We start from the raw sequence: 23,749 nt of genomic DNA, 5'->3' as shown, positions 1-23,749 counted from the left end.
CTTCTAGACCGGCATCAGCTTCATGACGGTTTCAATAATAATGCTGATGATCGGAATAGCGAGTACGAGGATCAATACCTTACCGGCAAGTTCAATCTTGGAAGCGATGCTCTCCTGCCCGGCATCTCTTACAATCTGAGCACCGAATTCGGCAATGTATGCTATACCAATAATTTTCAACACCGTTTTCAGATAGATATTCTCCATGCCTGAATTTTCAGCCAGCCGCTTCAGCACATCAATCACAGCGCCAATCTTGCCAATGAGCAGCATGAAAATCACAATGCCCGTCGCAGCCGCAATCAGAAAGGCAAACATCGGCTTCTGTTCCTTAACGATGAGAATAAGAACTGTTGCAATCAGGGCTAGACCCACGACTTGGATAATTTCCACAGGTCACCACCATCCCGGCTTCATGACCGTTTTCATTGAAACAGAAAGATCGATTTGATCTCTTGCAGCAGGCTGTCCAGCATGCGAACAACCATGAACAATACAACGACAAATCCGATCACGGTCACCCAGTGCGCCATATCTTCCTTTCCCATTTGTTTCAGCACCGTATGAATCATCGCAATGATGATTCCGATGCCCGCAATTTGGAAAATTGCGTTCACTTCTAGATTCATGACCTTGGCACCTCACTATCGCGGCAATTTCAAAAGATCAGAATGACGATTAACGCTCCGACAAGCATCCCGAGACTGCGGCTCATCCGTTCGTATTTCATTTGATCGGCTTGAGCACGGGATTCCTCATGCATAAGTTGTTGAATGGCTAGCGAAATGTGTTTGGTCTGATCCTGACGGTCGCTGGTGCCAAGGCTGTAGCTTAATTGCAGCATGACTTCCCTCTCATCTGCTTTCATCGCTGATTTTCCCCATGCTTGTTCGATTCCGGACTGCAGACTCTCTCGTGCCGTGTGACCCAGCGGAGGCTCCATTAGCTTGGCGGCATGAAGAAACAGGGTTTTGACAGGCTCTCTGGTTTGAACTCCCATTTTCCCCATCGCATCGGGAAGCGGGGTCAGTCCGTAGTTGATCTCCGTCATCAACCGCTGCAGGGCAGCGATCAATTCTCGCAGCTGTCTAGGCCTGAGCGCATACTGTTTGGCACGGTAGAAACCCGCGAGTGTGCTGGCAAGCAGAATCATTACAGCACCCAGCATGTTAACCAAAGGCTTCACCTCCTGCCTCGGTCTGCTGAAGACCTCGCATTTTGCCATCGGCCACCTTGAAGCTCATGCCTCGGCTCGTCCGCTGCAGCTGAACATAACGTTGAAACATCTGTGCTGCGATTAAGGTGCGCAATGCAGGCCTGGAAGACAGCTCGGACAGATCCCGGCCGTGGGCAGTTGCAATAACCGAAACACCGGAATGCAGTGCCTCCATCACAGCTTCTGCATCTTCCGGACGGCCGATCTCGTCCACGATAAGCACGTCTGGCGACATGGAACGAAGCATCATCATCATGCCTTCCGCCTTGGGACAACCATCCATGACATCGGTTCGGGGACCGATGTCAAATCCGGGTACACCTTTATAACTTCCGGCGATCTCGGATCGCTCATCCACAATGCCAACCTTAAGACGTGGCCGCAGCCCCTGAATCAGCTCACTGACACCTGTTAACTTGGTTCCACTACTGATTTGTCTGGCCAAATCTCGCAGCAACGTCGTTTTCCCTTGCTGAGGCGGTGAGAGTATCAACGTGTGGTATACCTGTCCGCTCTTCAGATCCACCAGGTAGGGCAGGATTCGATCAGCTACCCCATGTACTTCCCGAGCTACCCTGACGTTGAAACCATTAATATCACGCAAGTATTCCACTCGGCCGCCGCTGAGCACCGTTCTGCCCGCCAATCCAATTCGGTGGCCTCCAGGTATGGTGATGAATCCTTTGCGCAGCTCTTCTTCCAGCGTATAGAGCGAATGATTGCTAATCAGATCCAGAAGCCTGTGTGTTACCTCTTTTTGAGGAATATAAGCTTCTTCAGGCTTCGCTGTTGTGCTGCCTTGTGCGGTAAGGAAGTGATAGGCGTTCCCAGCATTGATCTCGAGCGGCCTTCCTTCGCGGATACGTACTTCCTCCACTTGCTCCAATATAGCGGGCGGCATCCTTCCCAGAATGGTTCGAATCGGTTCCGGAAAGAGATCCTTCCAGTTCACCTTCATGAATAGGCCCCTCCAACCCTAAAATCGTATTTACCGCGTATCGGGTGCTTGTTCCTATCTCAAGTCTATGCCTGTACATTCAATTTATGACGCTGAAATCTAGCATTTCTTTCAGAACAGGCCTGAGAGTCAAATATCATAGATCCAGGCTTCTTCTAGGCACCCGTCTATATCATCATGCATATAGTGCTTGCAGACAGGTGAAATTCATTCCGGAGGGAAGACAGTACCATCTATCCCCAAATGAAGAGAGGAGTTGTGGGGAGTGCAAGTCGACGTGGTAGGCAATGTGAATGAAGTTCGAAGAATCGATATCGCAGGGCGAAGTGCCGTTGTAATCGACGTGCTGCGTACAACAAGTACAATCGTTACAGCCTTGGCCTATGATGCTGCGGGTGTCATCCCGGTGGAGACCGTTCCTCAAGCCAAACAGATGACCGTTAAAGATTCGATTCGCGGAGGGGAGCGTTTCAACAAAAAAATCGCTGGATTCGAGGTGGGCAATTCCCCCTATGAATATATGACGCAGGAGATCGCGGGTAAAACCGTGATCTTGACCACTACCGACGGGACACGTGCGCTGATCAAAGCTTCCAGGGCAAGACATGTGCTGGCGGGTTCATTTCTGAATGTGCAGGCTGTTGCAGCTGCTCTCTGCCTGCTTCGTAGAGACGTTCTTTTGTTATGTGCAGGAGATCAGGATGAATTCTCACTGGAAGATGGATTGTGTGCAGGATGCATTATTGAGGAGCTGTACCGGCAGTCCCATTACCCTATCAGGTTGAACGATCTTGGCAGGGTACTGCATCAGGCTGTTACCCAGTGCGAGGACAATTTACCGGATCTTGTCCGTGTATCTACAGGTGCTCGGCGGCTTGACAAACTGGGCAGAATGCATGATGTCACCTACTGCTCCCAATTAAACTTGCTCGACTGTGTACCAGAGATGAGAGAAGATCATCGTATGGAATTGTTTCAGGGCTTGGAGGGAGAACGGATATCCAAATTGCTGTAAAGCATAAAAAAGGTGTTCTGTCGCCAGGATGGCGATACAGAACACCTTTTGTTCATTAATATATAGGCATCAAATTATCTGCGAACTTGTGGACCGCCAACGACAGCCTGTTCTGCCGTGTCGAGATCATACGCTGTGTGCAGTGCTTTGATCACATCATGAAGTTTGTCACCATCGATGACGCAAGATACCTTAATTTCGGAGGTGCTGACCATTTTGATGCTCACACCTTCAGAAGAGATCACTTGGAACATTTTGGCTGCAACTCCTGGATGGCTGACCATGCCAGCACCCACGATTGATACTTTAACCAAATTATCTTCCGATGTGACTTCACGGTATGGCAGACGGCTGTGAAGGCCCTCTAGGACACGCAGCGCGTTCTCGCGATCAGACAGTGCCACCGAGAATGAGAAGTCTGCTTTACCGTCCATCACACCGCTTTGTACGATAATATCGACATCAATCTGTTCAGATGCAAGTGCACCAAACACCTCGGCAAGAACTCCCGGTACGTCCGGAACTCCCAAAATACTGATACGAGCCACATTTTTGTCATAGGCAATTCCGCTTACCACGACGCCTTGTTCCATTGCTGCTTCCTCCTTCACAACCGTTCCTTCATTATGGTTAAAGCTGGATCTTACAATCAAAGGTACACCGGAATGCTTCGCGTATTCAACCGCACGCGGGTGCAGCACTGCAGCCCCCAGGTTTGCAAGTTCCAACATTTCGTCATACGAAATTTCCTTAAGCTTGCGTGCGACTTTGACAATCCGGGGATCTGTCGAATAGATTCCGTCTACATCCGTATAGATCTCACACGCATCCGCCTTGATGGCTGCTGCCAGCGCTACTGCCGTTGTATCCGATCCACCGCGACCAAGTGTTGTAATTTCTCCATCTACGGTCATGCCCTGGAATCCTGCAACGATTACAATATTGCCTTCCGCAAGCGCTTCATTCACACGTTCCGGATGGATATTATTAATTCTTGCTTTTCCATGTACCGGTTCAGTACGGAAGCCTGCTTGCCATCCGGTAAACGAAATTGCCTTACGTCCCAGTGCCTGAATGGCCATGGATAATAGCGAAATCGAGATCTGCTCTCCTGTGGTCAGCAGCATATCCATTTCACGCGCAGGCAATTCACTGTTCAGCAGCTTCGCCTGATCAATCAGATCATCTGTCGTGTCTCCCATAGCCGAAACCACAACCACACACTGATGTCCTTCATCAGCTTTCTCTACAACACGTCCGGCTACACGCTTCATGCGTTCCGTATCTCCGACCGAGCTGCCCCCAAACTTCATGACGTACAATGACAACGCAAATCCACTCCCTACCTTGTGCAGTATGCATAATTATGTCCATCGCCATTATTCTCTCCGAAAAATGACTTTAACCCAGTATATTACGAAAGTGACTGATAGGCTAATCTTTTTTCGAAAAAACCCTCTGCCAAATCATTGGCAAAGGGTTAAAATCATTGTGTATTTTGCTTACAGCCCATGAAAGTTACGCGCGGGAAGAGTATTTACCTTCACGTGTATCGATCAACAGTACGTCGCCTTCGTTGATGAACAATGGCACTTGTACGTTCAGGCCAGTTTCCACTTTAGCGTTTTTGGTAGCCCCTTGAGCAGTATTACCTTTCACGCTTGGCTCAGTCTCGATAACTTTCAGCTCTACGCTTGTAGGCAGGTCAATACCGAGAATTTCACCTTGGTAGCTAACGATTTTTACGTTCATGTTTTCTTTCAGGAAGTTCAATTCCCATTCCAGTTGGTCGCTTGTCAATGTGAACTGATCGTATGTTTCGTTGTCCATGAACGTGTGCTCTGTGCCACTTGCATACAGATAAGATACGCCACGGTTTTCGATGATCGCACGGCCAATCGTCTCACCTGCACGGAATGTACGCTCAACGGTGTTACCGTTACGCAGGTTTTTCAATTTGGAACGTACGAAGGCAGCGCCTTTACCTGGTTTAACGTGTTGGAAGTCAAGTACAGTGAAAATATCTCCGTCCACTTGTACGGTCAAGCCTGTTTTAAAATCGTTTACTGAAATCACGAAAAATCCCTCCTGATATGGTTGAAAAGTAGGCGATATAAGGCGATGGGTTATTTTGAAGTCGGGACATCTGATTCATGACAACCTGCAAGGTGACCCGTTACGGCTACGGATCGTTCTTCCGATCGCTGTTGTCTCCCCCTTTTTCTGAATTTGCTTCTTAAATGAGAAAATGGGGAGACAAAGGCGAACGCTGACGCTTCTCCAGAATCGATTCCGTCTCCTTCACTACATTGCTTGTTGCCCATGCTTCAGAAGAAAACCCAACTACAAAATAAAAAACGTCTTATATCGCTAGTGGCTAGAATGTTAGCCGATAACGGTGAACTTCTTGTCCGACTTCGTTAAGATATGAATGCCTGTTTCCGTGATAACCACGTCATCCTCAATACGTACGCCGCCAAGTCCATCAATGTAGATTCCCGGTTCAACGGTTACCACCATACCCGGTTTCAACACATCGTCACTTAGTTTGGACAAGCGCGGAGCTTCGTGGACTTCCATACCCAGGCCGTGGCCTGTGCTGTGTCCGAATTGATCTCCATATCCGTATCCTGCAATGATATCACGTGCCAGCGCATCTGCTTCCCGTCCGGTCATGCCCGGTTTCAGGTTTTCAAGCGTATGTAACTGGGCTTCCAGTACAATATCATAAATTTTACGCAGCTCTGGTACAGGTGTACCCGTTGCAATCGTGCGTGTCAGATCTGAACAGTATCCGTCAAGCAATGCACCGAAGTCAAATGTAATTAGCTCATTTTGTCCGATAACCTTGCTGCTCGCTACGCCATGCGGCATTGCGGAACGTTCACCCGAGGCTACAATAGTGTCAAAGGAAGAGGATGTCGCTCCATGCTTGCGCATGAAAAACTCCATTTCCAAGTCCACTTCACGCTCAGTCATGCCCGGTTTGGCAAACTGCAAAACGTGGCTAAACGTAGCATCGGCCAGATCAGCAGCTTTTTGCATTACAGCGATTTCATCCTCATCCTTGAAGATGCGAAGTTGTTCCACGATGCCGGATACAGCTTTCAATTCAATGGATTGAAGTGCTTCAGCATAAGCGGAGTGCGTGCCAAATGTGACCGTATCCTGCTCGAAGCCAACCTCTTTGATGTTTGCTGATGCCAGCAAGTCCCGCACAGATTCCATCGGTTTTGGTCCATGCTCCACAACGGTAAATCCTTTTGCTTGCTGCGGTGCTTGTGTCATATAACGAAAATCAGTCAGCAGATAGGCTTCCTGTTCCGTAATCAGCACATATCCCGCTGACCCTGTAAAGCCCGTCATGTAACGACGGTTGATCGGGTTCGTAATCAGCATTGCGGTGAGTTCGCGCTCACGCATGGCCTCACGCAACTTATTTACTCGTTTGTTTTCCATCGGTAACCCTTCTTTCTCTCACATTCCCGGGTCCCCGGCTCAGGTTTGTTTGTCCAGATGACGCACGAGAGCCAGCAGCCCCAGTTCATAGCTTACTTCGCCAAATCCGGCAATCTGCCCGATTGTTTCTGCAGCAATCACTGAATGATGTCTGAAAGCTTCGCGTGCATGAATGTTGGATAGATGTACTTCCACGGTAGGCACTTTTACTGCATTAATCGCATCACGAATAGCATAGCTGTAATGGGTGAACGCTCCGGCATTCAGCATGATTCCGTCTGCATCGTCCATCGCTGCATGAATACGATCAATGATGTCTCCTTCGTGGTTGGATTGATAAAAAGCGATGGAGACGCCAAGCTCCTCAGCCTGTCTGCGAATCTTGTCCTCAATATCCTTCAGACTAAGCGTTCCATAGATGCCAGGTTCACGTATACCGAGCATGTTCAGGTTCGGGCCATTGATCACAACAATCCGTTTCATAGCTGCTCCATCCTTTCTGCAAATAACCATCTGCTATTTTAACACAGCCATTGCCGGATTGAGAAGCTTTTTTGCGGCTATGCTCCCGCTTTCTCGGGCTCGCGTTTCCGTTCGTCCGTGTACTCCATGGCTACGGTATAGCCGATAAACAGCCCCCACAGCAAAAAGAAGCAAAATTCAGTGATAATGGAATCCCAAGTCAGACGGTTTATCGGCTTCACCATGTCCAGTTTGGGCCCAACCAGTACAAAGATGATAAGCCACCAAACGATCCCGTAACCAATACCGGGCAAGGGGCCCTTCCATTTTCTCAGTGTATATGTGTAGATTAGTGCAGCCACAATGGAAAACACAATGAAAAACAGCCAGCCTGTCAGATGCCCTGCAGCGGTATAGATGTACTCATGTTTGAAAAAGGGCTCTGCCAAAAAGCCTAACGGGACGATGCTGAAGTGAAGCAGGTAGTTTAGCCAATGTATCCCTCCCCATATAAAACCCGCAAAGAAACCAAGCTCCACAGCAAAGGGGAACGGCTTGGTATAGTAATGATTCTGGCCTTGTCGCTGTTTTGAGCTTCTGCCCTGATTCCTGTGATCACCAACATCTCCATGACTCGTATTCAGATGGGATGCATGTTTGTCTGTATATTCTGCCATTCGTATTCTCCTTTGCTCTCATTCTGCTCGGCCCGCTACAAAACCGCATATCTTTCATTCCTTACGGGGTAGTATGTTCAGAACAGGGCAAACTTAACAACAACATCTCCAGGTTTGTCCCTGAAACTAGAAATCGGTCTCAAAATTCGATACAATAGGGATATCAAACTACCTTTGAACCAGAGGGTATAGAACAGAATAGGAAGGTGAATAATTTGCCTCAACAATCCAAGCCTGTCAGCTACGGGGGGCAAGCTGTCATTGAAGGCGTAATGTTTGGCGGTAAACATGTCAACGTTACGGCTGTTCGAAGAAAAGACGGCGAAATTACGTATCTGGAAGTTCCCAAGCAAGACAAGACCTGGGTCATGAAATTGCGGCGGATTCCGTTACTGCGCGGGATTGTCAGCATTATAGATTCAAGTGTCAAAGGAAGCAAACATCTTAATTATTCTGCTGACGCTTATGCTGATGATGAACTCGAACCTGAAGAGAAGGCGAAACAAAAAGAAAAAGAAGGTTCCGGCTGGAGCCTTAGCATGATTATTGGCGTTACCGCGGTAGCCATTCTATCATTCCTTTTTGGTAAAATTGTGCTCACGCTGCTTCCTGTCGTCATTGAGAATTTTTTGTTTAAAAATGCATTCGACAATCAGTTTTTGCATAATTTACTGGAAGGCGGCATTAAGCTGATTCTCCTACTTGCCTACCTGTGGCTGATCTCACAGACGCCAATGATTAAACGACTATTCCAATACCACGGGGCGGAGCATAAGGTCATTAGTGCTCATGAAGCCGGTGAGGAACTTACACCTGAGAATGTTCAGAAATACAGTCGACTGCACTACCGCTGTGGAAGCAGCTTCATCATGCTGACGGTGATTATCGGTGTTTTCCTGTATTCCCTTTTCACCTACGACAACCTCTGGGAACGGATGGGACAGCGCTTGCTGTTACTGCCTGTTGTCCTCGGGATTTCATTCGAATTATTGAAGCTCACCAACTCGGTGCGTGACATTCCCGTACTGCGTTATCTCGGATACCCTGGACTTTGGCTGCAATTGCTCACTACCAAAGAGCCAACCAACGAACAGGTGGAAGTATCGATCGCTTCGTTTAACCGCATGCGTGAACTGGATGCCAAGCTTGCCAATGTATCAGCTACGTCCGAAGTACCTGTTGCAACACTCGATCCTGTGAAAGGGTGATTGATATGAACAAGCAGGCGGTCATGACTATCGTTTTTTGGGCGGCCATTGCTCTTGCTGCATTTGGAATAATAAGCACACTTGGAGACAGAGGAATACTCGGATTTATTATACCTCTTGTAGTACTCGGTGGTATATTCTTGCTCTATAAGTTCCCACCCAAGCGTTGGGCTCGCAAAACCAAGCCTAAGATCAAACCTTCGGCACGCACCATGGCTAAAATGAAGGCTCAATCCGGGTCCGGAGCAAGAAAAAGCAGCGGTTCCTCCAAAAAGCGTAAAGATTATCCCTTTCATGTCATTCAAGGAAATAAGGGAAAAAGCGATGACGATATTCCCAAGTTTCACTAGTTCTTATCTGCAAAGTAAAAAGCACTGCTTCGTAATTGAAGCAGTGCTTTTATTTGGTTATACAGGCGTTAAAGGCGGCGTTTGAGTTTTTTTTCGCTCTTCTCTTTTTTGTTTATCCAACTGCTCACCATAGAACTTTGTGTTCCATCGATTGAAAAACTCCGTACCTGCTGCAACACCCGATAAGTACAATGCAGTACTTTCCTGTACGGACAGATTAAACTGTGTCGGCTTAACGCCCAGGGTTGGTATTTTAATCGTTCGGAAACGGTTAATCTGCTCAATATATCGCTCATCATGCGCTGTAAGCATCGTCTCAACCAATGCCTGAAGCATGCTTAAAGGACCTTTGATTCTGCTGGGCTCCCCCTCCGTCTTGCCAACCAACTTGAAACCGATCGTGGGAATGATGTCTCCATCGCGCGCTGTACGTTCCCCGTCAAACAGCCATAAGGGAAAATTACTAAGCAATCCTCCGTCCACGACATACACAAACTGATCGGGAAAACGCATGCCTTTGGACATCACAGGTGACCGGCGTATAGCCACCGGGTCAAAAAAATAGGGAATACTGCAGCTCATTCTTACAGCCTTGGCTACTTCGAACTTATTAGGATCAATACCGAAGCGCCGTATATCATCTGGAAGTACCAGTATAGTCCCGTTCGAGATATCCGATGCAGTAATCAGAAGCTTACCTGGTGGCAGGTCTGCGAATGTTCGGATTCCTTTTTGCTTGAGCATATTCCCAATCCATGATTCAAGTGCTTCACCCGAATATAAACCCTTTTTCAAAAACAGCCTTGCCGCCGGTCCAATCCAGCGTATATCAAAAATAGGTGAACGCCGGAGCAATGAGGCAAATGGCGTATTCTCTATGATGGATTTCATCTCTTCTGCGCGATATCCTGCGGCAATCAATGAAGCGACAATCGATCCGGAGGACGTCCCTGCAACACGATTGAACTGGACACCATAGTCCTGTGCACTCTGTACGGCACCTGCAAGCGAAATCCCTTTTACGCCTCCGCCTTCAAACACCCCGTTAATTAACATATTAAAAACCCCCGTTCTCTCAGGCAGTCCATTCCTACTGCCACTCTATGAGAACGAGGGTTGGTCATATTACGCTAAAAACGAACTAAAGTCCGTAATATGCTTTTAATTTCGCAATCAAGCCCAGCGGATTCTTCGTCAAATACTGCGAGCTAAAGTAAATATCGCCTTTAATCGTATCGTATTTCTCATTGTACACGAGCTGATCAATAATTTCCTGGGAAGTCTGCCAGCCCACTTCAGGCGTACCCAGCTTATAAGGCGAGTGCCCAATATACAGTTTAACGTCGGTATTAGCCACTTCGTTTGCCCACCAGTCCACCACCTTGTCATAGCGTGCTGCACTTAACGTCATGCTCCAGTATACTTGCGGTGCGACATAGTCAATCCACTCCTGTTTGATCCATGTACGCACGTCCGCATTCATGCTGTCATAGGCAGTTACTCCCGCTTTGGTATCGGAACCTGTGATATCTACTGCCTTATTGCGCCATACACCAAAAGGGCTGATTCCATACTCTACGCCAGCTTTTACTTGGTGGATGCTCTCACCCAGCTGTTTAACAAACTGATTGATGTTATCACGTCGCCACTCGGCACGGTCTTTGGTATTCAATGTGTTATAGGCCTTAAAGGCAGCGTCATCGTTAAACGTTACGTTAGAAGGATAAAAGTAATCGTCCAGGTGAACACCATCAATATCATATTGGTTTACCACTTCCATAATGGTGTCGATGATATGCTGTCTGGCTTCCGGAATTCCTGGATTAATGTAAAGTTTACCAGATGCATTCACGATCCAGTCCGGATGCAGTTTGGAAATATGATTGGCAGCAAGTCCAGTTGTGCTCGCCGAGTTGGTTGCTCGGAACGGGTTAAACCAGGCATGGAACTCCAGACCGCGTTTGTGAGCCTCCTCAATCATGAAAGCAAGCGGGTCGTATCCTGGATCCTTGCCCTGAGTCCCTGTTAGCACACTATTCCATGGTACAAGACCTGAAGGATAGATGGCGTCTGCATTGGCTCGAACCTGAACAAATACGGCATTGATTCCCATGCCTTTGAGTGTATCCAGCTGTTGAGTGTACTCCAGCTTCTGCTTTTCCACATTGCCTTTGGCACTGGAGGAAGGCCAATCACCGTTCACTGTTGAGATCCATGCACCACGCATGTCATCCGTGCTTGGCGTGCTGCCTGTTCCTCCTGGATTTGCCGGGGTAGCCGGGTCTGGCGTAGGAGCGTCTCCTGTCGTCAAACGAATCGTCTGTTCTGCCTGATTCCAATTCACTGTAATTCCAAGGTTTTCACTCACGAATCGAATCGGAACCATAACACGGCCCTTCTTCAGTTCAACCGATGCATCCAAATCGACTGCGATACCATCTACCGTCGCTTGCTGGCGTCCACTGGTCATGGTGATGACCGATTCGGATTTTTTGATCGTTACGGTTCTCGAAGCTTGTGACCAAAGGACGGACGCTCCCAATCCTTCACTAATTACACGCAGCGGAACCATCGTCACATTCACTTTGGGCAGAATGTAGGGTGATACATCGGATTCCAAACGTTGACCATCGAGATAAATATCAATCTCTTTTTGTGAAGCAGCCTGCGCACTCAACCCAGATGTTTGTAAACTCAGCACGAAAATGAGCAGCAGGAACAAACCATTACGAAACTTCATCAGTACAATCCTCCATCATCATTAAAATTCTCGGCAAATTCTGCTAGTTTAATAGACGCTCCAAAGGATTGGTTAGTTGCGATAATTCACCAAATTATGGACAACAAAAAAACAGAGGGTGTCTCTCTGCCATTTACAACGACAAAGATACACCCTCTGTTTTTTTGAAGTTTCAGCTCTTTTGGCTACTCTGTGGAGTAGTCCTGTGATGCCTCAGGATTCGGTATTGCTCATGAGTTCCTGAATATTTTGCAGATCACGCAATCGGCTTTCGTCCTGACGGAAATATTCTACCAGAGACTCGATGCAGGTAATGGAGTCCCAACTTAGATGATGTTCGATTCCTTCCACATCCTTGTAGATATTCTCTTCCTGGACACCGATTGTCGTTAAAAATTGTTCAAGCAGATGATGGCGTTCCATTAAACGTTTCCCCATCTTTTTCCCTTTTGGAGTAAGTACCAACCCACGGTACTTTTCGTAAATCAGGTACTCGTCTTTGTCCAGCTTTTGGATCATCTTGGTCACCGATGAAGGATGCACTTCCAATCCTTCAGCTATATCTGACACACGAGCATAGCCCTTTTCATCAATCAATTTGTATATACGCTCCAAATAATCTTCCATACTGGGCGTTGGCATCTGCTTCCCTCTCTTCTCTCTGACCGGCAATATTCTTGCCTGATCCCTATCTTATAATGATACATGTTATCAATACGCATTGGCAAGTCTTGTACGAATCAATCACTATGTCCTTTGTAACACATGGGCGCTTCTGATCCGGTACGCAAGTATTGGCAAGGGTGACTTGTGCCCATGTGAGGCAAACTAAGCAAGGTCGTATTGAAAGGAGTGATTCCGTGAGTACAAGTGTAGCGCAGCCCCCGGTTCGCAAAGCAAAAGGTACTAAACCCTTTATTCCCGATTTGGTCTATTTTGAACCCGGTGCGCTGGAATATGAGAAGGGCAAACGGATCATGGAATGGGTGACGTCCAAAGAAATTCCATATCAGATGACGACTTCCCATAACCGCATCACCAATCTGCCTGGTGAAACAGAGCAGGAAAAATACCGGATGGCGAAGCGAACCCTGGTCGTAGGTGTGCGCAAAACACTCAAATTTGATCAGTCCAAACCTTCCGCTGAATATGCGATCCCCATCTCAACGGGATGCATGGGCCATTGTCATTATTGTTATCTTCAAACCACGCTTGGAGCCAAGCCCTATGTCAGGGTATATGTGAACACTGAAGAGATCATTCAGGCGGCCAAAGGCTATATCGATGAACGGGCACCTGAAATCACCCGGTTTGAAGCAGCCTGTACTTCCGATCCGGTAGGACTCGAGCATATTACCGAAAATTTGAGCGATCTGATCCGTTTTATGGCGGATGAGGAATACGGACGTTTGCGGTTTGTGACGAAATATCATCACGTGGACCCCTTATTAAATATCAAACATAACGGGCATACCCGCATCCGGTTCAGTGTCAATTCGGATTATGTCATCAAGAACTTTGAACCTGCTACCTCAAGGTTTGAAGAACGAATTGAAGCCGCAGGCAAAATAGCGCATGCGGGGTACCCGTTAGGTTTTATCATCGCCCCCATCATGTGGTATGACGGATGGCAGGAAGGATACGCGGAGCTTTTACAGAAGCTTGCCGACACGCTCCCGGAAGATGCCACGAAAGATTTGACGTTTGAAATGATTCAGCATCGATTTACCAAAACGGCAAAAGCAACCATTGAGAAACGCTACCCCAAAACCAAACTCGAAATGGACATCGAGAAAAGAAAAATGAAATGGGGCCGTTGGGGGCAGTATAAATATGTGTACAAGGATGACCAGCAGGACGCACTGCGTGAATTCATCACGGAGCAAATTTTTGAACACTTCCCGTTAGCAAACATTGATTACTTCACCTAAGTACTAACATCATATCCACGGTAGTGGCGATCAAAAAAGCAGGTTACATGGGTCAGAATGTGCTCTGGCCTTCATGTAGCCTGCTTTGCTTATTTTCATACATTAAAAGATAAATGGCCTTAACTGATACCTGGCTCAAATAATCATCCAATCGGGTGTAATCTGCTGCAGCCATATGGTAATTTTGGTCATTTGATCTGTGAATAGCAGCACACCCAAAAACAGCATCAGCGCTCCACCCGCTTTCATCATCACATTGGAGTATCGTAAGATCCAGCGTGTTGAACCGATGAAGAAAGCAAGGATGAAGAAAGGTAAGGCGAATCCGGCCGTGTAGCCGGTGATCAAGGCCAGCCAAGTTGTCGGTTCACTCGCAGCCATCGCAATGATTGCTGTCAGGATGGGACCGATACACGGCGACCAGCCTGCCGAGAAACCAATCCCGAAAATAAAAGAGCCCAGGTACCCTGCTGGCTTCCATTTCAAATCCATCTTGCGCTCTTTCATCAAAAACTGCGGTTTAAATACCCCTAGCAGGAATAAACCCATGAGCATAATTAAGATGGCAGATAACTGACGGATCAAATCACGGTTATCATTGAAAAATTGCCCAAACAATCCTGCTCCAAGTCCAAGCGAGTAAAAAACTGCCGAGAATCCCAAAATAAACGCCAGCGTGTGCGTTAACGTTTTAAACCGAACTTCACGCTGATTGCGATCGTCTTTTAACCTTTGTACTGTCATTCCCGTAATGTAGGATAAATACGAAGGGTACAGTGGAAGACAACACGGTGATATAAATGAAGCCAATCCTGCGACAAACGCCAGCCACACATTAACATCAGGCATGAAGCGGTGGTCTCCCTTCCCTGGGGCTCACTTGCACGCGTTTTTCAGGCTCGGAACCCTTTTTTTCCAATCATCGTAAGAATCAGCATCATGATAAGCAATAATACAATCGTTGCTCCTGGAGCCAAATTCCAAATTCCTGCTACCACCAGACCAATGACTACTGCAATCTCCCCGATAACAACTGAGAGAATAATGGCCGACTTGAAACTGCGAGCCATAAGCAAACTTACGGCTACAGGAATGGTCAGTAGTGCTGACACCAGCAGTGCCCCCACGATCTTAATCGCAGTACTAATCACCAGAGCCGTCATCACCGTAATCAGCATGTTAAGCAATTTTACAGGCAGACCTGTAACTGCCGCAGCGTCTTCCTCAAAACTGAGCAGGAAGAACTCCTTATGGAGCAGCGCAACAACGATGACTACAATTAGCGTTACCACTCCAACCAACTTCAAGTCGGTAGAGTCCAGTGTATAAATGCTGCCGAACAAGTAACTCATTACATCCGTATTGTACCCTTTGCCCAGTGTAAAGAACAACGAAGCAAGCGCGACGCCACCTGACATGATAATAGCAATGGATAACTCGGCATAAGTCTTATATGCCTTGCGCAGCTTCTCTATGGCAAAGGATGCGAGCACAGCAAAAACAAGTCCCACTGCAATCGGATAAACCTCAATCAAAAAACCGAGGGCAACCCCGGCAATCGTTACGTGAGATAGGGTATCCCCGATCATGGACAAACGCCGGAGCACCAGAAACAGTCCAATCAGTGGAGCTGTAATACCGATCAGCAATCCTCCTGCCAGTGCACGCTGAAAAAAATCACTCATTAAAATCTCCAAAACACACGACTCCTTCAGCCTTGTCTAATCTAGTTGTACAATATCATTATCGTACCAGGGCAGTAGTATGCTGCAAATTGGTCTCGGCACAATCCTCCACCTCATGCGAATGACGAACATGAAAGTTGATTTTCCCGTTGGTTGCAGCCGCTTCTGAACCAAGATAGTTCTCCATCCGGTCCATATCATGTGAAACCATCAGGAACGTCATCCGGTGGTGTTCATGCATATGGGTAATGAGCTCAAAGAAACTTGCTTGAGACTCCGCATCAATCCCCACTGTAGGTTCGTCCAAAATCAACAAATCCGGGTGATTGATAAGCGCACGTGCCAAAAACACACGCTGCTGCTGTCCTCCGGACAATTGTCCAATCCTTTTGTTTGCCAGATCCTCGATACGCATAACCTCCAGAGCGTCCGTGCACTGCTGCTGCGATTTGCGCGTCATCCGGCGGAACATATTCTTATTGTTGTACAATCCAGACATGACCACTTCCCGCACAGTTGCAGGAAACAATGGGTTAAATGCATTTTTTTGCGGGACATAGCCGATCCGTTCCCAATCCTTGAATCTGCGGATCGACTGTCCAAACAATTTGATATCCCCCTGCGCTGGAGGCAACAGTCCCACCAACATGCGCAGCAGTGTCGTTTTTCCCGCTCCGTTTGAACCGATAATACCGACAAAATCCCGTTCCTTGACCATAAAATCAAGATTTTCGATCACTCGCTGGTCACCGTAAGAGAAAGATAACTTCTCAATCTCAATGATTGGATCATGACATAGTGGCATGATTTGCTGCATGGCAAAGCCGCCCTTCATTATATATAAGGATTGCAAAACGAATCCTTCAGTCTATCTTATTTTAATGCGATCAGCAGATTTTGCAAATTTTTCTCCATCAGGGTGAAATAATCATCCCCATTAGCTTCCTGTTCCTTGGTAAGCCCTTCAACCGGATTCAGCACCATCGTTTCTACACCGGCTTCGCCAGCGAGTGTTTTGGCCAATTTGTCGGAGACCAGCTCTTCGAAGAAAATGTACTTGATTCCCTCTTCCTTCACAAGCTTGGACAAATTCACAATATCCTGACCTGTTGGTTCGGCATCCGGGGATAGTCCCATGATGGCATGCTGGGTTAAACCATAATCACGTACAAGATATCCAAATGCTTGATGGGACACAACAATTTCCTTTTTGGAAACTTTGGATAGTTCGTCCGTAAAGCGCTGATCGAGCGCTTCGAGTTTGGTGCGAAGTTCCTCATAGCGCTGTTCGTAACCATCCTGATGATCAGGATCTACTTCGACCAGACTGTTTTTGATATTTTCAGCCATCACGATAGCTGACTTGGGACTTACCCATGTGTGAGGGTCCACGTGATGATCTGCAACGTCCTCTGAGCCTTCTGCTTCTTCTGCGTGTTCGTCTTCATGCTCTTCTCCATGGTTATGCCCATCATCACCTTCAGCAGTCAGCAAGCTCACTCCATCACTTACAGCCACAGATTTCACTTGGCTATCGCTGTTAAGGGACTTGAGAAAGTTAGGTACCCATCCTTCAAGGCCTGCACCGTTGTAAAGGAACAATTGTGCTTTGGAGGTGTTTACAATATCCTGGCTCTTTGGCGTCCAGTCATGGGGTTCAACGCCGGTTGGCAGCAAATTAATAACGTTTGCGTCTTCGCCACCTATGGCCGTTGTAAATGCATATACAGGATAAAAACTCGTGATAACATTCACTTTGCCTTCCTCGATCTTGGCACTTTCCGAATTACTTTGTCCGCACGCCGACAACATGAGCAAACTGAGAATAAGCAAGCCGCTCCATAACCATTTGGTTCTGGTTTTGCCACTCTTGCTAGCATGCTGTATCCGGGTACTCTTGGTTTGAGTTGTTTCATTATACCATTTCACTATTACTTCACTCCGCATCTCTTAATCGTAAACATTACTGAAAGAATTATAGGTAACCTAGACGTGGTTGTCAAGCGGTCGGGTCCTATTTATTCTCCCCTGGAGCGCAGAGTTCATAACAGTATATGCTTGTTTTCCTACGTTATTAGCGGAGCAATCAAGAGGAAAGAAAAAAGCGACCCGATAGCATCGGGTCACCTTCATTCTTCATATAATCAAGCACCTGACTACATGTTCAGCAAAATTTATTTTACTTGTGCACCATTAGGCATATTGTCCGGTACCGTAGCCAGTGTTAATTGGTCTCCATGAGATGCCGCCAAAATCATACCTTGGGACAGCTCACCGCGCAATTTTACCGGTTTGAGATTTGTTACACAAATGACTTTGCGTCCAACCATCTCTTCCGGGGAGTAGAACTTCGCGATCCCCGATACGACCTGACGCTGCTCATAACCGAGATCCAGCTGCAATTTCAGCAGCTTATCGGCTTTTTTAACTGGTTCACAGGCGATAACCTGTGCTACACGCAGTTCCACTTTGGCAAAATCGTCTATGCCGATTTCTTCCTTGCCCTCAGGTGCAGTCACGGGTTCGGAAGCTTGCGCAGAATCGCCAGCATTACCTTGTGTGCCGTCCACTTGCGGTTCCGCTTTTTTGCCTCCGGTCATGGCTTCAGCAATATACGCAATCTCCTGTTCCGAGTCGAGACGAGGGAAGATTGGGTCACCCTTTTGCAGAGCATTACCCGCTGGAATTACACCCCACTGCTTAGACGTATCCCAAGCTGTAAGTTCGCCTTCCTGAATACCGAGCTGTTCCCAGATTTTGTGCGGAGCACGAGTCAGGAACGGCTGCAGCAAGATGGAAGCGATACGCAAACTTTCGATCAGGTGAGACATAACGGATGCGAGTTCATCCCGTTTCGCTTCATCGCGTGCCAGAGCCCAAGGCTGTGTCTCGTCAATATATTTGTTACTCCGGCTAACAAATTGGCTGATCGCAGTCAGTGCAACGGAAAATTGCAGATTTTCCATCGCCTGCTCCACTTTATCCACCGCTGCAAGGCCAGCTTCTTCCAGTGAAGCATCGAATTCCGTTACACCCGAAGTAAATGCAGGTGCCTTGCCTTCAAAATATTTATCCACCATCGCTACCGTACGGTTAAGCAGGTTCCCCAGATCGTTGGCCAGATCCGAGTTCACGCGCTCTACAAAGCTCTCTGGAGTGAACGTACCATCCGAACCGAATGGAACTTCACGCAGCAGATAATAACGCAATGCATCCAGGCCGTAACGGTCAATCAGAGTCACTGGATCTACAACATTGCCCTTGGATTTGGACATTTTGCCGTCCTTCATCAATAACCAGCCATGCGCAAATACTTTTTTCGGCAAAGGCAGGTCAAGCGCCATCAGCATGATTGGCCAGTAGATGGTATGGAAACGAACGATTTCCTTACCTACCAGATGAACATCTGCAGGCCAGAACTGGTCATACAGTGATGAATCGGATGAACCGTAGCCGAGAGCCGTAATATAGTTGGACAATGCATCAATCCAGACATATACGACGTGCTTCGGATCGCCTTTGACTTTAACGCCCCATTCAAACGTTGTACGGGAAACAGCCAAATCTTCCAGACCGGGCTTGATAAAGTTGTTGATCATCTCGTTCTTGCGGGATTCCGGCTGAATAAAACCAGGATTCTCTTCATAATATTTCAGCAAACGATCTGCATATTTGCTCATGCGGAAGAAATAGGATTCTTCTTTGACAAGTTCTACCGGGTGTCCACTATCCGGACTTTTGGCAGCGACAATTTCACCCTTCTCATTCTTCTCCACATCAACCAGTTGGGTTTCCGTGTAGTAGGTTTCATCTGGAATGCTGTACCAGCCCTCGTACTCACCCTTATAGATATCTCCCTGTTTAAGCAAACGATCAAAGATATCCTGTACAACTGTTTTGTGACGTTCTTCCGTTGTACGAATGAAATCGTCATTGGAGATATCCAGCTTGTTCCACAGCTCCTTGATGCCTACAACGATGTCGTCTACAAATGCCTGTGGTGTCTGCCCCTTCTCCTGAGCCTTGCGTTCAATTTTCTGTCCGTGCTCATCGGTTCCTGTCAGGTAACGCACTGCATAACCGCGCAGACGTTTGTAACGAGCCATTGCATCTCCAGCTACCGTTGTGTAGGCATGCCCAATATGCAATTTGTCACTCGGATAATAAATCGGCGTCGTCAGATAAAATGTTTTTTGATCAGTCATGAAAGACTTCTCCTCCTTCATATGTCATGCTTGCTTTTGCGTTCTTAGCTAAAAAAGAACACAAAAAACTCCCGCCCCTATGGGACGAGAGTAGATCTCACGTGTTACCACCCAAATTCCCCGTGCTTTTTGCAAAACACAGGCTCTGCCGGTCCTTCGACCGCCCATTAACGCTGGATCACGCCTCAGCCTTACGACAGCGTCTACATACACGTCTGCACGCTCGAAAGAGGTTCCTCCGGGACCATATTCCATCCTCCTCCCAGACCGGTTCTCAGCTTATCCGGCTCTCTGCACTGGGGGTGTGTCTGTACTTATCCCTTCACTGGAAATCATTATACGAAAAATATACTGAACTGCTGCCCTCTTTGTCAAGTCGGCAGCAGTACAACTACGACCTTGTCATCCGATCATGCTGTTCATGACTCCACCTTCATCCCTCATCATGTACCATAATCGTTTTTTCTGTCTTTGGCGGAACCAGATCAACACCACCGGGATGAAACGGATGGCATTTAGCGATACGCTTGGCAGCCAGCAGCGAGCCTTTGATTGCGCCATGAACCTCGATCGCTTCCATTGCGTATGCCGAACAAGTCGGATAGAAGCGACATGTAGGTGGTTTCAAGGGAGAAATATAATTTCGATATACCCGAATCGGCGCCTGTGCCACTCTGCGGGATAGCTTCATGGTTAGTGTTTCCCGTGATTGTGTGAATGCCCAGTGGACACTTTCGCTGGAGCGTATTCTGCACAATCTTTGCAGTATCCGAACACTTCGAATTTATGATCCACAACCTGAAACTGTTCTGGAGCATCTGCCAGCTGCATCGGACAAAAAACGATCGGATAGGTCTTCTGACATTTCAGACAGATCATGTGATGGTGATGGTGGTCTTCGCTGCAATGTGCTCTGAATTTTACACCGTCTTCAAAAATGACCTGCTCCAGCACACCCAAATCCTGCATGACACGCAAGTTCCGGTATACCGTGTCAAAGCTCAGTCCGCTGTAAGTCTTACCCATATATTCATAGACGTCCTTGGGTGTAAGATACCCAGGAGATTCGGCAAATAACCGGGCCAGTGTCTTCCGCTGATCCGTAATGCGAAGTCCCTGTGAGGACATGGTATTAATAATCTGTTCTGTCGACAGCATGACTTCAAGCACCTCCTGTCATACAAGCATTATGCATACATCCTAAGAGCAAATCCAAATTAGCAAAAAGCTGGATTACTAAGGTTTATTCGTCCAGATGCTTCCCATTGGACTTCATGGGAATTACAATTATGCAACGCTGATACCATGCTTGTTATTATAATTCTAATAATGCCTCAAATTCGGATTAGAGTCAACGAAACGACTAGCTCACTGTTCACGTCAGCTCATTAAAAAGGACCCCATTCACATGGAGTCCTTCTCTGACGGTTCAGAAGATCATTTCTTCGGGCGACTTTTGGGGTGATCGGGTATATGAAATATAAGCTTTCACTCCAAACCGTCCGTTCCTTGTTACCTGGTCAAGATTACTTCTCAGCCGGAAGCGGGGTGAACAGCAGATTTACAGGAAGATTGCTTCCTGGTGCTGCTGAGAACAGAATGGTAACACTCTCACCATAAGAGCCTGTGCGATAGAGTACACTTTGCTCGTTAGGAGCACTCAAGGATTTACCCTCGGAAATTTGTACAACCTGGCCGTTAACAAGTGCCACACCCGAATATTTACCACCACGAGGGTTGAACGAGATCAGCGTACGCGGTGCTACGTTATTCAGTGTAATTTTATAAAGCACACCAAAGTTACCGGCGTTGGAAGCATCTGTGTAGGCCATCGGGTCTGTTCCGACCAAGTTTGGATCACTTGCATTGTCACCAAGCGGCAGACGGGAAGGCTTCGCACCTACTTCTTGATCATACGTGATGACACGTGTTGCATTCGGGTAAGTTCCCCGGTTGTGAACACCGTCACGATCCAGTACGGGCAGCGTAGACCATACTTCCATCGGATCTTTGTTTTCTTCAATCATAATAATGTTGTAATCCAGTCTGTAATCGCTGAATACATCGGAGTACAGGGAGATTACTTGACCCTTCTTCATCGGTAGAGCACTAAGTTCCGTGAGGATCAGTTTGCTCTCTCCAGGCTGCAGGACAACGTCCAATTTGCCAGTGCCTTCCTGCATGGATTGGAACCAACGGTCAATCGACAATTTCCCAGCAACGGTAGCAAACGGAGATGGACCCGCGAAGCCCATGTTTTGCTGCTCCAAGGTTGCCGGATACATATTGTTGTTAGTAGCCACAACGTACATTTTTACGTTTTTGCCTGTATTATTCACGTGGTGAATCATAAAACGTGTTTGTCCAATCGAAGATTCCTTGTAGACAATTCCTTCGCTGTTGACCGTTTCCGGACTGTTACTGCGAATCAGAATGCTCTGCTCATCATAGTAAGTGTATGGAACTTTCTCCATGGCAGGTACTTCTCCACCATTGAAGGTAAACTTCCCACCAACCGGTGTGAACAATTGATTGAAATCGGAAAGAGTGTACAACGTTTCTCCCGTGATATTAATGATTTTGGAATAGCTGTCACTCAGACCATGTTTGTCTGTAACTGTAATCGTAATGGTCTTCGGTCCTGGAACAAAGAATGCCAGTGCGTTGTTGTCCCATTCTGTTGTCTCAATGGCATTTTCGTCGTCTGTGCTTTGATCAATGTAGGTGATCTTTTCACCCATTTTGTACTCTTCCTTGTCTGTAGTGAACATCGCTACAGGAGGAAGATTTGGCTTTTGGACCTGGATTGTTACAGAGTAAGGATCACTCCATTGACCGCTTGAATCCTGGACAGCATACGTTACCGTATATGTACCTGGTTGGTCGAACGAATCCTGACGGCCAGTCCAGCGCTCATCCACAATGTCCAGTCCTTTGGGAGAACTGTATTTTGTTGTGTATGTTACGTTGTCACCGGCAAAAACTTCTTTGGGTACCGTGAAACTGGCTACCGGTTTGGTACTCAGCTTCAATACCACCGTTTTGGCGGATTGGTTCACTGTATAAGTAATGTTGAGTGCCTGTGTAATTGAAGTCAGCGGCACCATAAACGTATTCTTTTGTTGGTAAGCAGCGCCCTTCATCGTTCTTGCTTCACCATTAACGGTATAGATTTTGCTGTTGGTCTTGAAACGCAGCTCATCTTCCCCGCTAATAATAATCGTTTCCTTGGTCGTGTTGTCGTACTTCACATCATAGCCAACTCGGTCAACCAGCGCGCGGATCGCTACATAGGATACACCATTTTTGACAGCCATCGGCTGTCCGGCAAGGTATGTCTTGCCATCTTGCACCATTTTATTGCTGTTCATGTACAGCGTCAGGTCTCCACCGGCAGTGCCGGACTGACTACTAGTGGAAGGCTGCTCAACCTCTACAGGTGTAGGTGCTGGCGCTTCTTCCTCTGTACCTTCTGTATCTTCAGAATCAGCAGGAGCTGCAGGGTCAACTGGAGTAACGTCCGTACCCGATGAATCTGTGGATTCAGGATTCGTCTCCTCCGTTGTATCGTTATCGGATGTCTGTGTACCTGATTGATCTTTTACTTCGGATTCCGCTATGGTTTGTTCTTTCTTAATAACCTCAACGGATTTAACTTTGGCTGTATTCACTGGTGTCGAATCGCTCTGATCAGCTGCCAGTGCATTCGCAGGAATGGCTGCAAACGCCTGAAAAACAGCTAAAGCGGTAAGGATAGACAATTTCTTCTTCAAATTCATTCTTTTTCTTTGGCTCCTTCTGCTCCCATTTTATTAATATCCCCCTCAAAAAGTCATACTATTA

Annotated in this window: 24 protein-coding genes; 4 read left to right on the top strand and 20 right to left on the bottom strand. The window is 47.2% G+C overall.

Translation table 11 applies throughout. The annotated features are described in order from the left end of the window. Positions 1–3 precede the first annotated feature (3 nt). The 4 genes from spoIIIAD to spoIIIAA are packed head-to-tail and all read right to left on the bottom strand — an operon-like array spanning position 4 to position 2,174. Complete coding sequence (spoIIIAD, locus tag CHI14_RS19255) at positions 4–393, bottom strand: stage III sporulation protein AD (RefSeq protein ID WP_095290422.1); 390 nt, start codon at positions 391–393, stop codon at positions 4–6. 32 nt (positions 394–425) lie between these two features. Further along, positions 426–629 carry a stage III sporulation protein AC gene (gene spoIIIAC, locus CHI14_RS19250; RefSeq protein WP_017687585.1) on the bottom strand — a complete coding sequence of 68 codons (204 nt, stop codon included), beginning with the start codon at positions 627–629 and terminating at the stop codon, positions 426–428. A 29-nt stretch (positions 630–658) separates the two neighbouring features. After that, positions 659–1,177 carry a stage III sporulation protein SpoIIIAB gene (gene spoIIIAB / locus CHI14_RS19245; protein ID WP_095290420.1) on the bottom strand — a complete coding sequence of 173 codons (519 nt, stop codon included), beginning with the start codon at positions 1,175–1,177 and terminating at the stop codon, positions 659–661. Beyond that, positions 1,170–2,174: a stage III sporulation protein AA gene (gene spoIIIAA / locus CHI14_RS19240; protein ID WP_095290418.1), complete on the bottom strand. Its 1,005-nt coding sequence runs from the start codon at positions 2,172–2,174 to the stop codon at positions 1,170–1,172. Before spoIIIAA ends, spoIIIAB begins: the two co-directional genes overlap by 8 nt. 265 nt (positions 2,175–2,439) lie before the next feature. On the opposite strand from spoIIIAA, the gene CHI14_RS19235 reads away from it, so the two are divergent. Beyond that, a complete protein-coding gene (locus CHI14_RS19235; RefSeq protein ID WP_095290417.1) occupies positions 2,440–3,189 on the top strand; it encodes a 2-phosphosulfolactate phosphatase in 750 nt (249 codons plus the stop codon). A gap of 74 nt (positions 3,190–3,263) precedes the next feature. Here CHI14_RS19235 and CHI14_RS19230 read toward each other — a convergent pair whose 3' ends face one another. The 5 genes from CHI14_RS19230 to CHI14_RS19210 form a co-directional block, all read right to left on the bottom strand. Further along, positions 3,264–4,517 (bottom strand): aspartate kinase, encoded by a 1,254-nt coding sequence (locus tag CHI14_RS19230; protein WP_095290415.1) that lies wholly within the window; start codon positions 4,515–4,517, stop codon positions 3,264–3,266. Positions 4,518–4,707: 190 nt separating this feature from the next. Then, positions 4,708–5,265: an elongation factor P gene (gene efp / locus CHI14_RS19225; protein ID WP_095290413.1), complete on the bottom strand. Its 558-nt coding sequence runs from the start codon at positions 5,263–5,265 to the stop codon at positions 4,708–4,710. Positions 5,266–5,574: 309 nt separating this feature from the next. Continuing rightward, positions 5,575–6,648 (bottom strand): M24 family metallopeptidase, encoded by a 1,074-nt coding sequence (locus CHI14_RS19220; protein ID WP_095290412.1) that lies wholly within the window; start codon positions 6,646–6,648, stop codon positions 5,575–5,577. A gap of 39 nt (positions 6,649–6,687) precedes the next feature. After that, positions 6,688–7,131: a type II 3-dehydroquinate dehydratase gene (gene aroQ / locus CHI14_RS19215; RefSeq protein ID WP_095290410.1), complete on the bottom strand. Its 444-nt coding sequence runs from the start codon at positions 7,129–7,131 to the stop codon at positions 6,688–6,690. Between the two features lie 77 nt (positions 7,132–7,208). Then, a complete protein-coding gene (locus CHI14_RS19210) occupies positions 7,209–7,787 on the bottom strand; it encodes a YqhR family membrane protein (RefSeq protein ID WP_095290408.1) in 579 nt (192 codons plus the stop codon). Positions 7,788–8,002: 215 nt separating this feature from the next. Here CHI14_RS19210 and CHI14_RS19205 point away from each other — a divergent pair, with 215 nt between their 5' ends. Then, the gene (locus CHI14_RS19205; protein WP_095290407.1) at positions 8,003–8,995 is read left to right on the top strand and encodes a DUF1385 domain-containing protein; all 993 of its coding nucleotides are present in this window, start codon (positions 8,003–8,005) and stop codon (positions 8,993–8,995) included. A 5-nt stretch (positions 8,996–9,000) separates the two neighbouring features. Next, positions 9,001–9,345 (top strand): hypothetical protein, encoded by a 345-nt coding sequence (locus CHI14_RS19200; RefSeq protein ID WP_095290405.1) that lies wholly within the window; start codon positions 9,001–9,003, stop codon positions 9,343–9,345. Positions 9,346–9,402: 57 nt separating this feature from the next. Here the strand turns inward: CHI14_RS19200 and CHI14_RS19195 are convergent, their stop codons facing one another. The 3 genes from CHI14_RS19195 to mntR form a co-directional block, all read right to left on the bottom strand. Then, a complete protein-coding gene (locus tag CHI14_RS19195) occupies positions 9,403–10,401 on the bottom strand; it encodes a patatin-like phospholipase family protein (RefSeq protein WP_095290403.1) in 999 nt (332 codons plus the stop codon). An 85-nt stretch (positions 10,402–10,486) separates the two neighbouring features. Next, positions 10,487–12,085, bottom strand: coding sequence for a family 10 glycosylhydrolase (locus CHI14_RS19190; RefSeq protein WP_095290401.1), 1,599 nt, complete (start codon positions 12,083–12,085; stop codon positions 10,487–10,489). 213 nt (positions 12,086–12,298) lie between these two features. Continuing rightward, a complete protein-coding gene (gene mntR / locus CHI14_RS19185; protein WP_095290400.1) occupies positions 12,299–12,727 on the bottom strand; it encodes a transcriptional regulator MntR in 429 nt (142 codons plus the stop codon). 218 nt (positions 12,728–12,945) lie between these two features. On the opposite strand from mntR, the gene splB reads away from it, so the two are divergent. Further along, a complete protein-coding gene (gene splB, locus CHI14_RS19180) occupies positions 12,946–14,016 on the top strand; it encodes a spore photoproduct lyase (RefSeq protein WP_095290398.1) in 1,071 nt (356 codons plus the stop codon). 135 nt (positions 14,017–14,151) lie between these two features. On the opposite strand, the gene CHI14_RS19175 is transcribed toward splB, so the two are convergent. The 8 genes from CHI14_RS19175 to CHI14_RS19140 all read right to left on the bottom strand — a co-directional run bounded on the left by CHI14_RS19175 (position 14,152) and on the right by CHI14_RS19140 (position 23,685). Next, positions 14,152–14,865, bottom strand: coding sequence for a cytochrome c biogenesis CcdA family protein (locus CHI14_RS19175; protein WP_095290396.1), 714 nt, complete (start codon positions 14,863–14,865; stop codon positions 14,152–14,154). A 44-nt stretch (positions 14,866–14,909) separates the two neighbouring features. After that, a complete protein-coding gene (locus tag CHI14_RS19170) occupies positions 14,910–15,713 on the bottom strand; it encodes a metal ABC transporter permease (RefSeq protein WP_095290395.1) in 804 nt (267 codons plus the stop codon). Positions 15,714–15,759: 46 nt separating this feature from the next. Beyond that, positions 15,760–16,518 carry a metal ABC transporter ATP-binding protein gene (locus CHI14_RS19165; protein ID WP_095290554.1) on the bottom strand — a complete coding sequence of 253 codons (759 nt, stop codon included), beginning with the start codon at positions 16,516–16,518 and terminating at the stop codon, positions 15,760–15,762. A gap of 56 nt (positions 16,519–16,574) precedes the next feature. Beyond that, positions 16,575–17,513 carry a metal ABC transporter solute-binding protein, Zn/Mn family gene (locus CHI14_RS19160; RefSeq protein ID WP_249281172.1) on the bottom strand — a complete coding sequence of 313 codons (939 nt, stop codon included), beginning with the start codon at positions 17,511–17,513 and terminating at the stop codon, positions 16,575–16,577. A 362-nt stretch (positions 17,514–17,875) separates the two neighbouring features. After that, positions 17,876–19,906, bottom strand: a complete 2,031-nt coding sequence (gene metG / locus CHI14_RS19155) for a methionine--tRNA ligase (protein WP_095290391.1) — start codon at positions 19,904–19,906, stop codon at positions 17,876–17,878. Positions 19,907–20,339: 433 nt separating this feature from the next. Beyond that, positions 20,340–20,597: a membrane protein insertion efficiency factor YidD gene (gene yidD / locus CHI14_RS19150; protein WP_095290389.1), complete on the bottom strand. Its 258-nt coding sequence runs from the start codon at positions 20,595–20,597 to the stop codon at positions 20,340–20,342. A gap of 2 nt (positions 20,598–20,599) precedes the next feature. Beyond that, positions 20,600–21,064, bottom strand: a complete 465-nt coding sequence (locus tag CHI14_RS19145) for a Fur family transcriptional regulator (RefSeq protein WP_095290387.1) — start codon at positions 21,062–21,064, stop codon at positions 20,600–20,602. Positions 21,065–21,432: 368 nt separating this feature from the next. Further along, positions 21,433–23,685, bottom strand: coding sequence for a stalk domain-containing protein (locus CHI14_RS19140; protein WP_095290385.1), 2,253 nt, complete (start codon positions 23,683–23,685; stop codon positions 21,433–21,435). Positions 23,686–23,749 lie beyond the last annotated feature (64 nt).

The organism is Paenibacillus sp. 7516 (genome assembly GCF_002272715.1).
Lineage (GTDB): Bacteria > Bacillota > Bacilli > Paenibacillales > Paenibacillaceae > Paenibacillus > Paenibacillus illinoisensis_A.
The sequence above is the reverse complement of the archived record's forward strand: the minus strand, read 5'-3'. Positions and strand labels throughout refer to the sequence as shown.

What these genes read in the sequence shown, in the direction of transcription:
- spoIIIAC (WP_017687585.1), bottom strand. Translation starts at nt 629, where the DNA reads ATGAATCTAGAAGTGAACGCAATTTTCCAAATTGCGGGCATCGGAATC.
- spoIIIAA (WP_095290418.1), bottom strand. Translation starts at nt 2,174, where the DNA reads ATGAAGGTGAACTGGAAGGATCTCTTTCCGGAACCGATTCGAACCATT.
- CHI14_RS19220 (WP_095290412.1), bottom strand. Translation starts at nt 6,648, where the DNA reads ATGGAAAACAAACGAGTAAATAAGTTGCGTGAGGCCATGCGTGAGCGC.
- aroQ (WP_095290410.1), bottom strand. Translation starts at nt 7,131, where the DNA reads ATGAAACGGATTGTTGTGATCAATGGCCCGAACCTGAACATGCTCGGT.
- CHI14_RS19210 (WP_095290408.1), bottom strand. Translation starts at nt 7,787, where the DNA reads ATGGCAGAATATACAGACAAACATGCATCCCATCTGAATACGAGTCAT.
- CHI14_RS19200 (WP_095290405.1), top strand. Translation starts at nt 9,001, where the DNA reads ATGAACAAGCAGGCGGTCATGACTATCGTTTTTTGGGCGGCCATTGCT.
- CHI14_RS19195 (WP_095290403.1), bottom strand. Translation starts at nt 10,401, where the DNA reads ATGTTAATTAACGGGGTGTTTGAAGGCGGAGGCGTAAAAGGGATTTCG.
- CHI14_RS19190 (WP_095290401.1), bottom strand. Translation starts at nt 12,085, where the DNA reads ATGAAGTTTCGTAATGGTTTGTTCCTGCTGCTCATTTTCGTGCTGAGT.
- mntR (WP_095290400.1), bottom strand. Translation starts at nt 12,727, where the DNA reads ATGCCAACGCCCAGTATGGAAGATTATTTGGAGCGTATATACAAATTG.
- CHI14_RS19175 (WP_095290396.1), bottom strand. Translation starts at nt 14,865, where the DNA reads ATGCCTGATGTTAATGTGTGGCTGGCGTTTGTCGCAGGATTGGCTTCA.
- CHI14_RS19165 (WP_095290554.1), bottom strand. Translation starts at nt 16,518, where the DNA reads ATGCAGCAAATCATGCCACTATGTCATGATCCAATCATTGAGATTGAG.
- CHI14_RS19160 (WP_249281172.1), bottom strand. Translation starts at nt 17,513, where the DNA reads ATGTTGTCGGCGTGCGGACAAAGTAATTCGGAAAGTGCCAAGATCGAG.
- metG (WP_095290391.1), bottom strand. Translation starts at nt 19,906, where the DNA reads ATGACTGATCAAAAAACATTTTATCTGACGACGCCGATTTATTATCCG.
- yidD (WP_095290389.1), bottom strand. Translation starts at nt 20,597, where the DNA reads ATGAAGCTATCCCGCAGAGTGGCACAGGCGCCGATTCGGGTATATCGA.
- CHI14_RS19145 (WP_095290387.1), bottom strand. Translation starts at nt 21,064, where the DNA reads ATGCTGTCGACAGAACAGATTATTAATACCATGTCCTCACAGGGACTT.
- CHI14_RS19140 (WP_095290385.1), bottom strand. Translation starts at nt 23,685, where the DNA reads ATGAATTTGAAGAAGAAATTGTCTATCCTTACCGCTTTAGCTGTTTTT.